This is a genomic window from Salegentibacter salarius, from assembly GCF_900168265.1.
Taxonomy (GTDB): Bacteria; Bacteroidota; Bacteroidia; order Flavobacteriales; family Flavobacteriaceae; genus Salegentibacter; species Salegentibacter salarius.
This window is the reverse complement of sequence record NZ_FVZF01000028.1, coordinates 44,592-54,859: the sequence shown is the minus strand read 5'-3', so window position 1 is coordinate 54,859 and position 10,268 is coordinate 44,592. Positions and strand designations below refer to the sequence as shown.

At 37.1% G+C, this 10,268-nt stretch carries 9 protein-coding genes; 8 read left to right on the top strand and 1 reads right to left on the bottom strand.

What is annotated here, in order from left to right; genetic code table 11:
* The coding region (locus B5440_RS13770; RefSeq protein WP_143533315.1) for a transposase at positions 1-195 on the top strand (195 nt) is incomplete at its 5' end.
* Between the two features lie 234 nt (positions 196-429).
* On the opposite strand, the gene ccsA is transcribed toward B5440_RS13770, so the two are convergent.
* Positions 430-3,618: a cytochrome c biogenesis protein CcsA gene (gene ccsA, locus B5440_RS13765; RefSeq protein ID WP_070054373.1), complete on the bottom strand. Its 3,189-nt coding sequence runs from the start codon at positions 3,616-3,618 to the stop codon at positions 430-432.
* 123 nt (positions 3,619-3,741) lie between these two features.
* On the opposite strand from ccsA, the gene B5440_RS13760 reads away from it, so the two are divergent.
* The 7 genes from B5440_RS13760 to B5440_RS13730 all read left to right on the top strand — a co-directional run bounded on the left by B5440_RS13760 (position 3,742) and on the right by B5440_RS13730 (position 10,184).
* Complete coding sequence (locus B5440_RS13760; protein ID WP_070054372.1) at positions 3,742-4,503, top strand: Rossmann-like and DUF2520 domain-containing protein; 762 nt, start codon at positions 3,742-3,744, stop codon at positions 4,501-4,503.
* Positions 4,487-4,999, top strand: a complete 513-nt coding sequence (locus B5440_RS13755; protein WP_070054371.1) for a KdsC family phosphatase — start codon at positions 4,487-4,489, stop codon at positions 4,997-4,999. The genes B5440_RS13760 and B5440_RS13755 overlap by 17 nt, the downstream gene beginning before the upstream one ends.
* Complete coding sequence (locus B5440_RS13750) at positions 4,999-5,325, top strand: DMT family transporter (protein ID WP_070054370.1); 327 nt, start codon at positions 4,999-5,001, stop codon at positions 5,323-5,325. Before B5440_RS13755 ends, B5440_RS13750 begins: the two co-directional genes overlap by 1 nt.
* Positions 5,326-5,333: 8 nt before the next feature.
* Complete coding sequence (locus B5440_RS13745; protein ID WP_070054369.1) at positions 5,334-6,245, top strand: geranylgeranylglycerol-phosphate geranylgeranyltransferase; 912 nt, start codon at positions 5,334-5,336, stop codon at positions 6,243-6,245.
* Between the two features lie 6 nt (positions 6,246-6,251).
* Complete coding sequence (locus B5440_RS13740; RefSeq protein WP_070054368.1) at positions 6,252-6,845, top strand: Maf-like protein; 594 nt, start codon at positions 6,252-6,254, stop codon at positions 6,843-6,845.
* A gap of 149 nt (positions 6,846-6,994) precedes the next feature.
* Positions 6,995-7,534 carry a mechanosensitive ion channel domain-containing protein gene (locus tag B5440_RS13735; RefSeq protein ID WP_070054367.1) on the top strand — a complete coding sequence of 180 codons (540 nt, stop codon included), beginning with the start codon at positions 6,995-6,997 and terminating at the stop codon, positions 7,532-7,534.
* 160 nt (positions 7,535-7,694) lie between these two features.
* Positions 7,695-10,184, top strand: coding sequence for a PIG-L family deacetylase (locus B5440_RS13730; RefSeq protein WP_070054366.1), 2,490 nt, complete (start codon positions 7,695-7,697; stop codon positions 10,182-10,184).
* Positions 10,185-10,268 lie beyond the last annotated feature (84 nt).

Here is a 10,268-nt window from a genome sequence, read left to right as displayed (position 1 = left end):
GCTAGGAACCTACTATTAAGTGAAGCGGGAATAGCACATCGTAAACGTCGGTGCTGGGATGTGGAAGCCGTTTTTGGGAATATCAAGCAAAACATGGGCTTCAAGCGATTTATGCTTCGGGGAATGGAGAAAGTAACTACTGAAATAGGGTTAATCGCTATGGCGCACAACTTAAGAAAATTCAGTATAGCATAGGAAGGGGGCTTCCTTCCTTTTTTATCATTAAGAATATCTACAAAAGAAGAAGCGCTTCTCTCACAAAAACTTTTATCAATAAAAAAGGCCATCTAAATACTTTTTAGACGGCCTCTTTGTTATTATTCGTCATCCTGAACTTGTTTCAGGATCTAAGTTGTTATGAATCTAAACATATTAGAAGCCTAACCAAGTTCCTTTAAACACTAGACTTTTCAGTCCGTAATTTTCTAATTACTTTTCAATTTTCTTCTTAGGCTTTTTCGCATAAAACTTCTGAAATCTCCAGTAAGATACAGCTCCCAATAATGCAACTATTGCTATTGCATAGTAAATAAAAGTAGGTGTGATTACTTTGTCTCCGCTAGCATAAGAGTGTAATCCGGCCAGGTAGAAGTTCACCCCAAAATAAGTCATCATAATACTGGCAAAAGCTACAATAGCCATAAAATTAAAGAACCATCTACTTCTAAGCCCTGGAACTAAACGCATATGGATTACAAATGCATATACCATAATACTTATTAAAGCCCAGGTTTCTTTTGGATCCCAGCCCCAATAACGTCCCCAGCTTTCGTTGGCCCATTGTCCTCCAAGGAAGTTTCCAATGGTTAGCATTACAAGGCCTACCGTTAAAGCCATTTCAGTAATAATGGTGATCTCCTTTATATTGAGATCCATTTTTTTCTTATTGCTTTCTGTGGTGAAAATCATTAATAGTAAGGCCACAGCACCAAGGATCATTCCCAGGGTAAAAGGACCATAACTTCCTACAATTACCGACACGTGAATCATTAACCAATAAGAATCAAGCACGGGCTGTAAATTAGCTATAGAAGGATCCATCCAGTTCCAATGTGCGATCATTAGAATCATTGAAGTTACAAAAGCCGTAGATGCAACAGTTAAGCTACTTTTTCTTCCGAAAGCTAAACCAAAGAACATAGTGGCCCAACCTACATAGATCATAGATTCATAAGCATCACTCCAGGGAGCGTGTCCAGAAATATACCACCGGGCAATTAGTCCCAAAGTATGCAGTATAAAAAGAACTACAATAACACCGCCACTAATCTTCACCAGCCATTTTGTTACACTATTTTCCTTAAAGATCTTAACAATAACAAACACCAACATAAGTAGTCCGGCTGTCATATACATCCAGAATAAGTTCTTAAAAATATCGTATTTGTTATAAGCGATCTCAGCATTGATCTTATCTTCTGAAGGCATTACTTCTTCTCCGAATTTCTTCTGAAATCCTTTTATACTTTCCAGAAATTGATTCGCTTTTGTATAATCTCCGGTTTCACTGGCCTCAGAAAGTGAGGTCATATACAAGGGAAGAATCTGTTTAGTGTACACCGAATCCATTCCTTTAAAAACTACACCTTCATCCTCTAATTCAGGATAAGAAACCCACTTATTATTATCATCTCCCGGAATTGGGAAAATGCGAAGTATTTTACCCTGAAGCGCACGATACAATAAATTCACTTTTTTATCGGTATTGATAAAATCCTTTTGAAATTTATTGGGAACCGCTGCCTGGTAGGCATCTTCCAGTAATGGCGAGAGTTTATAACTTCCAGTTTCATCAAAGAAACTACTTAGCGTTAAATACTTTTTTCCTTCATCTACTCCTAAAATATTATGCAAGCTATCATTATGTTTTTCAACATAAATAATAGGCACATTGTACCAGATCATTGGATTTTGGGTTAGCGACACCAGAACCTGATCTGAGCTTAAACCTTCATATTCATCAGACTTACTTAATTTCCGAAGTAATTCAGAAGAATACGTATTGGCCGGTTTCATCCTACCACTGGCATCCTGAATTACCAGTCTACCAAATTTAGCTGCGTGTTCTTCACTTACAGCGTTACTTTTAAGAATGGAATCTACTTCCTTTTTAGCCGATTGAGCGTGTTGGTGATCATCTTCAGGCACCTGGGCAAACATAGAACCTGCAGCCATAAAGAAAATAAGTACCGTAGTTAACTTTTTCTTTTTGTCTTTTACTTTTTCCAGCATTTCCTTAAGATTTCCAAATCGAGAGCCTTTATCAAAAAGGATAAGCATTAAGCCTAAATAAAGCAGAAAATACCCAATGTAAGTAACCCAGGTTCCCCAGAAATCGTGGTTTACAGAAAGTATAGTTCCTTTTTCATCTGGCATAAAACTAGCTTGAAAAAACCTAAATCCTTTGTGATCTAAGACGTGGTTCATATAAATTTCATAAGGTCTATTCTCTTTTCCTTCCTCAACTATCTCTACCTTACTTTTAAAAGCCGAGTAACTATTTTCTGTACCGGGATATTTGTCAGCTATAAAATCATTAAGCTTTATGGCAAATGGCAATTCTATTTCTTTACTGCCGTAATCCAGGTAAAATTCTAGTCCGGCAAGTTCTACCTTTTGAGGTTCGCTGGTAATTCCCTGTCCACCCATTAAGGTGACAGTTTTAGATTCGCCTTCAGAAGAAACCCTTAAGGTTAATGCATCAGATTGACCATCGGCTTTTTCTGGGGTTCTTACAATATCGTATTTCCCTTTCACCACCGGTTCAGGAATTACAAACTGCATATTCCCAATATTGTATAAAGACCGAAGCATCAGGTTTTGGGTAGAATCTTTTACTAAATCTCCACGCTTCTGGTCTGCCATTCGCATATAATCTCCCTCAAAAGGAGAATCTATGGTGTATTTCCCGCTAGCTTCATCGTAGGTTATATTAATTGCGCCTTCGGTAGGTTCGTTCAATGAGAATAAAACATTATGAATATTTTGAACTTCGCCTTCCTTCAAATAATGATCGTGACGCTCCCCGCCTCCTGCTTCAACAATTTTAAGATGATTTATCCCATCTTCAGCCGGCACTAATTCTTCTTTAGCACCGTAAATAAAATTAGTCGCTTCAATAGTAACCGGTTGGCCATTATAGTCGGTGTTCAGCACATACTCGTTTTCAGTCTCTGGAGCAAAAAGCACCGGTTCCTGCAAAACCCTACGCCTAGGCTCGCCATTAATTTCGCCGTCAATAAAAGTGGTGAGAAAAGTTTTTTGGGAAAGCATAACATTGGTAGTTTCGCCTTCACGTATTGGCATAACCCCTTCGTAACTAATATAACGCGTAATAAACGCCCCAACCAGGATTAGCACAAAAGATAAGTGAATTAAAAGGGAAGACCATTTTTCGCGTTTATGGAGGTTGTAACGCTTAATATTTCCGGCGAAATTAATCACAAAAAATACCATAATAGCTTCAAACCACCAGGTGTTGTAGATTAACACTCTCGCTGTTTCAATACTATACCAACTTTCAATAAATGTCCCGAACGCCATGGCCACTGCGAAAACCACAAACAAGACTGCCATTATACGTGTAGAAAATATGACAGACGCTATTTTATTCTGCATGAAGTAACTCTTTTTACGGCTGCAAATTTAAGGATTTTTAACGGTTTGGGAAGGTAAAAACAAAGACAATCTCCTACACGAATGTTAATTTTATTGCCTGATTATTTTTAATAATTTAGCCGAATGATAGAAGTGGTAATTTTAGGCACCGGGAACGTAGCTTTTCATTTGTTCAAAGCCTTTTCTGAAGCGGAAAATATCCGCGTGATCCAGGTTTATAATCATAAGCAGGAAAGCCTGAAGTATTTCCCAAATGTTACAGCTACCACCACTAATATCAATGACTTAAAACCTGCTCATTTTTATTTACTTGCTTTAAAAGATGATGTTATTCCTGAAATAGCCAAACAACTTAGAAGTTATGACGGTATCATTTTACATACATCGGGCGCCGTTGGTTTGAATGCACTGGAGGGCGCAACTAATTTTGGCGTGTTTTATCCATTACAGACCTTTTCGAAAAACAAAGCAGTAGATTTTGCCGAAATACCGGTTTGTATTGAAGCAAATTCAGCCGAAAATTTAGAAAAAATAAGAAGTCTGGCTTCAGGAATCACAAAAGATGTACGGGAGATTGATTCTGAACAACGCAAAGCTTTACACGTTGCAGCAGTTTTTGTGAATAATTTCAGCAATCATTTATATTCAATTGGAGCTGAAATTTGTGCCGAGAATAAAATAGACTTCAGCATTTTAAAGCCACTTATAGCAGAAACTACCTCGAAAATTGAGATTTTAAGACCACAGGAAGCCCAAACAGGCCCGGCTTTAAGGAATGATCAAAAAACAATTGAAACACATTTAGCATTTTTATCTAAAAAACATAAGGATATTTACAGCCTTTTAACCCAATCTATTCAAGATTTACATGGAAAAAAATTATAAAGAATACCTAAACCAAATCAACACCTTTGTATTTGATGTAGATGGTGTACTCACCGATGGTAGCATACAAATTAGTACCGCAGGAGAACTTCTGCGTACTATGAACATTAAAGATGGTTATGCGCTTAAAGCAGCAAAAACGGCTGGTTACACGGTTTGCGTTATTTCCGGAGGAAAAAATGAAGGCGTTAGAAAAAGGCTAAGAGATCTTGGGATTAACGATATCTACCTGGGCATTCACGATAAAGTGGAACAAATGGATGAATTCTTCGATATTTATGAAATCAATGCAGAAAACGTACTCTATATGGGCGATGATATTCCGGATTATTATCCAATGAAATTAGTGGGTTTACCTTGCTGCCCACAGGATGCTGCCGCTGAAGTTAAAGAGATCAGTAAATATGTTTCTCACAGAAAAGGCGGGAAAGGCTGCGTTCGTGATGTTATAGAACAAGTGATGAAGGTGCAGGGAAAATGGATTGATAAAGCCTAATGAACTGGATTCTACTTATTCTCGCCGGACTTTTTGAAGTTGGTTTTGCATTTTGCCTTGGCAAAACCAAGGTGACCACCGGTCTCAATTCAAACCTTTGGTTTGCCGGGTTTTTAATTTCGCTAAGCATAAGTATGCTTTTGCTTTATAAAGCCACACAAACATTACCTATTGGTACAGCCTATGCCGTTTGGACAGGAATTGGCGCAGTAGGCACTGTTCTATTAGGAATTTTCATTTTTAAAGAACCTGCTAATTTTTGGCGTATTTTCTTTCTAAGCACACTAATAATTTCAAGTGTAGGTTTAAAATTTGTTTCAGAATAAACTAGCATATGATCGCATACTTAAAGCTACTAAGATGGCCTAATCTTATTTTTATAGCCCTTACCCTAATTCTAATAAAGTTTTCATTTTTTGAAGAATTTGGTGCCGCAATTACGCTTAATGCTTTTGGCTATGCCCTATTAATTCTGGCTACGCTATGTATCGCGGCTTCGGGATATGTAATTAATGATATTTATGATATCCAGGCAGACAAAATTAATAAACCCGAAAAGCTGATCGTTGGAAATAAGATTTCAGAGAAAAATGCTAATAATTTGTTTATCACTCTAAATGTTATCGGAGTGGCAATAGGTTTTTACCTGGCGAATTTGTTGGAAAAACCTGCTTTTGTAGCGATTTTTATCTTTTCTTCAGCTTTACTTTATTTGTACGCGAGTTACCTGAAGCAAATTCCGGTTTTAGGGAATGTTTTAATAAGTTTCCTCGTAGCTTTTGTAGTGCTATTACCAGCAGTTTTCGATCTTTTTCCTGCTATTTCCCCTCAAAATAAAAAAATTCAGTCTTTACTATTTTCTATTCTACTGGATTATGTTGTGTTTGCATTTTTATTGAATTTATTGAGAGAAATGGTAAAAGACCACGAAGATATAAAAGGCGATTACAACGCAGGCATCAAAACCTTGCCTATTGTGCTTGGTCAAAGTCGTACTAACAAAATAATTTTTGCGATTGGTATTTTACCTATAGCCGCAATGGTCTATTATATTTATAATTATCTTTTTGAGAATACTTTTCTGGTAATTTACTCGCTACTTTTTATTCTTGCGCCCCTGCTCTATTTTCAGGTTCGTCTCTGGGAGGCTAAAAAGAAAAAAGATTACACGCACTTAAGTTTAATGCTGAAAATTATTTTATTTTTCGGACTCATCTCTATCGGATTTTATCAATTTTTACTCTAATGTATTATGTTGAAAGAACTTTTAAAAAATAAAGAAATTATTCTTGCATCAGGCTCTCCAAGGAGACATCAATTCTTTAAAGATCTAGACATTCCTTTTAAAGCAGATGTTAGACCGGTTAAAGAAGTTCATCCAGATTACCTTCAGAAAGAAGAAATAACCGATTTTTTAGCGCAATTGAAAGCCGAAGCTTTTCAGAAAGAATTAAAAAAAGATCAAATTTTAATTACCAGCGATACCATTGTTTATAATGAAGGAAACGCAATGGGAAAACCGGAAACGGCACCTGAAGCCAAAGAAATGCTTAGATCACTTTCAAGCAAAACCCATAGTGTCTTTACATCGGTTTGTTTTACAACGCACAATCACCAGTCTACAGTAAATTGTGAAACCCGGGTAAGCTTCAAAGAACTTACCACCGGTGAAATTGATTATTACGTAGAAAACTTTAAACCTTTTGATAAAGCAGGCGGGTATGCTATCCAGGAATGGATTGGCCTTATCGGGATAACTAATCTGGAAGGAAGTTACTTTAATGTAGTTGGTCTTCCCACCCACCTGGTTTACAACGAACTGATTAATCTTGCTTCTATTCAATAATAACTATTTAATTTTAAGCATGTTAAAACACCCCGTATAAAGTTTTTAATTAATTAAAAGCTTACAAATAAAAAACCTAAAACAGCTTATATTTATTCGTTAAAAAACATCTTTTTGGAATTACCTTTATATAAAATTTGAGAGTAGATATGTATGAAATCTTTTCATTGTATAGAACTGAAATCTCCTACACGGTAGTAACAGTTTTCGCCTTATTAATTGTTCAGTTTCTACTAAAGAAAGCCGCACATAGAGTTGGTAAACGCAGTGAAATAAACTTCACCCGAACTAAATTAATGTTTAAATACATTAATATTCTTATTCTGTTTATTGCTTTTTTCCTTTTAGCTATCGCCTGGGGAATGGGGCTTACAGAACTTTCACTTATATTTTCTTCTGTTTTCGCGGTACTTGGGGTTGCGTTATTCGCCATCTGGTCTATTCTAAGCAATATTACTTCCGGGGTTATTCTTTTCTTTTCTTTTCCCTATAAAATAGGCGACAAGATCAAGATTCATGATAAAGATCTTCCTATTGAAGCTATTATTGAAGACATAAAGGCCTTCCACTTACACCTCAGGACTTTAGAGGGCGAATTAATCACTTATCCAAATAATCTTATTCTACAAAAAGCAGTCTCTTTGGTAGAAAAAGATGTTTACCTAGATGAGGATAAAAGTAGCCTCTAAGTAAATCACATTAGAAGATTCTTCGAGGATTTAATTAAGAACAATATTTTAATTTGCCACTAGCTCCGGATCATATAACTTCGATTATCGAGTAAATTCTTATCTTCAGGCGGCTAAAGTTTTTATATTTGGTCATCTTTATTTAATCGCCTTGAGATCTATGCGCAAACTACTTAGTTTCCTTTTCTGTTTTTTTCTGTTGAATTTACACGCACAGAAGCCTGAAAAATTAAACGCTGCTGAAATATTTCAGGAAATAAAAAAACTTAATTTCCTTGGCTCTGTGTTATACATTGGCGCCCATCCAGATGACGAAAACACCCGGTTGATCTCTTATTTTTCAAACGAAAAAAATGCTCGAACTGCTTATCTCTCTTTAACTCGTGGCGATGGTGGACAAAACCTTATTGGCCCTGAATTACGAGAGCAATTAGGCCTAATTAGAACTCAGGAACTACTTGCGGCAAGAGGTATAGATGGTGGAGAACAATTTTTTACTCGTGCCAACGATTTCGGTTATTCAAAAACTCCAGAGGAAACCTTGGAAATCTGGAATAAAGAAAAAGTACTTAGTGACGTGGTTTGGATCATTAGAAATTTTAAACCCGATGTTATTATCAACCGGTTTGATCATCGCACTCCCGGCAGCACTCACGGTCACCACACCTCCTCTGCCATCCTAAGCCTTGAAGCTTTTGAAGCTGCGGCAAATCCTGATAAATTCCCTGACCAATTAGAATTTACCGAAACACATCAAGCCAGGCGAGCGTATTTTAATACTTCTCCCTGGTTTTATGGGGGGCAGGAAGCTTTTGAAGAAGCTAATAAAAACCAATTTGTAAGCTTTGATACCGGAGTTTATTTTCCACTCCTTGGACTTTCAAATCCCGAAATTTCCTCTTTAAGCAGAAGCCAGCACCAATCTCAGGGCTTTGGCAGTACAGGTTCCCGGGGAAGTCAAATGGAATACTTGGAGCCAATTAAAGGAGATACCATTCGCTCACAAAACGTTTTTAAAGGCATTGATACTTCCTGGGAAAAGTTAGAGGGCGGCGCAGAAATTGGCGAAATCCTGACTCAAGTTGAAAAGAATTATAATTTTAAAGATCCTGCTGCTAGTTTACCAAAACTGGTAGAAGCTTATAAATTGATTCGCGAATTACCCAATGAGCACTGGCGTGAACTAAAAACCAAAGAAATTAAGAACATCATTTATGCCAGCTCAGGTTTATTTTTGGAGGCTGTGGCAAATCAAGCTTCGGCTACAGCAAGGGATAGCGTTCAGATAAACCTGGAAGCTATTAATCGCAGTGATTTCCAGGTTACTTTGAGTTCGGTTGAATTAAATCCGAATAATGCTAAAATTAAACCAGAAATTACACTGGGAAATAACGAAAATTGGCAAAATGATATCACGCTGAAAGTTCCGGAAAATACAGCATACACAACTCCCTATTGGCTAAAAGAGGCCGCTAATAATGGAATGTATAAAGTAGAAGATCAACAATTAATAGGTCTTCCCGAAACACCCACGCTTACAAAAAGCCTTTTTCACCTTGATTTCAATGGAGTTACGCTAAGTTTCGAAAAACCCATAGTCTACAAATACAACGACCCTGTGCTGGGGGAAACTTATCAGCCATTTGAGATTATCCCCGAAGTTTCGCTCTCCTTTGAAGACGAAATGATAATTTTTGAAAACGATGAACCCAAAAACATTTCAGTAAAACTCACTTCAGGAAAGGCAAATGTACAGGGTGAAGTGAGCCTTTCAGCCGAAGAAGGCTGGATAATAAAGCCCGAAACTCATATGTTTAAGCTTCAGCAAAAAGGAAGTAACACAAACCTTTCTTTTGAAGTCACGCCTCCAAAAGATCAGGATGAAAGCTTTATCATTCCAACGGCAACAATAGACGGCAGGGAATTTTCAGAAAAACTTATCTCCATAGATTATACTCATATCCCGAAACAAAACCTGGTAGTTCCTTCAAAATTAAAGGTTGCACGCTTAGAGATTGAGAAAAAAGGAGAACTCATTGGCTATATTGAAGGTGCCGGCGATGTTGTTCCCGAAAGTTTGGAACAAATCGGTTATCGTGTAAATAAATTAAATGCTGCGACAATTTCCAGGTCTTCTTTGCAAAAATATGATGCTGTAGTACTGGGAATTCGTGCTTTAAATACGGTTGAAGCATTAAAATACAAACAACAGATACTTTTTGATTACGTAAATAACGGTGGGAATTTAATTGTGCAATACAATACTAATCGAGGTTTAGTGACCGAAAATATATCTCCATTACCGCTGGAATTATCACGTGACCGCGTGACCGACGAAACTGCTGAAGTTAGATTTCTAGCTGAAAACCATCCCGTTTTAAATTCCCCGAACAAAATCACTAAAAATGATTTTGAGAATTGGGTACAGGAACGCGGACTTTATTTCCCGGATTCGTGGAGTGAAGAATTTACACCAATTCTCTCTATGAACGATAAAAATGAAACTCCCAAAAATGGAAGTTTGCTTGTCGCCCAGTACGGAGAAGGCTATTTTATTTATACCGGGCTTAGTTTTTTCAGGCAGTTTCCTGCGGGCGTTCCGGGTGCTTATAGACTTTTTGCAAATATGATTTCAATAGGAAAAGAATGAAAAAGCCCGAAAAATTTACCTGGAGTAACTCATACACCTACGTTCTTTTGGCCAACGCCGCTTACATCATAATCTTTTACCTCA